Annotated in this window: 1 protein-coding gene; it reads right to left on the reverse strand. The window is 62.2% G+C overall.

All coding sequences use genetic code 11. The annotated features are described in order from the left end of the window. Window positions 1–73: 73 nt before the first annotated feature. Window positions 74–508 carry an IS200/IS605 family transposase gene (tnpA, locus tag HG800_RS26810; RefSeq protein WP_169981471.1) on the reverse strand — a complete coding sequence of 145 codons (435 nt, stop codon included), beginning with the start codon at window positions 506–508 and terminating at the stop codon, window positions 74–76. Between the last annotated feature and the right edge of the window lie 61 nt (window positions 509–569).

Raw genomic sequence — 569 nt, forward strand, 5'->3', positions numbered from 1 at the left:
ACTGACGACTCTACCGGCTGGAAGCCGGTAGGTTCACAAGTCGGCTGAAAGCCCGACTGCTGGGGCAGCCGAGCTACGGCTCCTCGACGCGGAAGTCGTCGTCGTCCTTCCGATGCTCCTGCGTCCGGATGTACTCCATGATCACCTCGTCGGTCACGTTCCCCGAGCTGGCCACGAAGAACCCCCGGGCCCACAGGTGGCGGCCCCAGCAAAGCTTCTTCAGGTGGCTGTACTCCTGCATCAGCTTCCGCGAACTCTTCCCCTTGATCCGCTGAACCAGGTAGCTCGCCGAGACGTGCGGCGGGCAGGAGACGAACAGGTGGACATGGTCCGCGCTGACATGGCCCTTGAGGATTTCGACCTCCAACTCCGCACAGATCGTTCGCACGATCTGGCGGAGCCGGAGGCCGACGTCACCCCGCAGCAGCTTCTTGCGGTACTTGGTGATCCAGACCAAGTGGAACTTGATGTCGAAGCGGGTGTGGGCGGTCCGTCGGTAGTGCTCCATCCCGCGAACGTACTGGAAGTGGTCGCCTGAAGGCGAGGGATTTTAGATCCCAGGAATGGAC

This window comes from Tautonia rosea (assembly GCF_012958305.1).
In the GTDB taxonomy this organism is placed as follows: Bacteria; Planctomycetota; Planctomycetia; order Isosphaerales; family Isosphaeraceae; genus Tautonia; species Tautonia rosea.

Excerpts from the sequence above, each read along its gene's own strand:
- tnpA (WP_169981471.1), bottom strand. The coding sequence starts at position 508 with ATGGAGCACTACCGACGGACCGCCCACACCCGCTTCGACATCAAGTTC.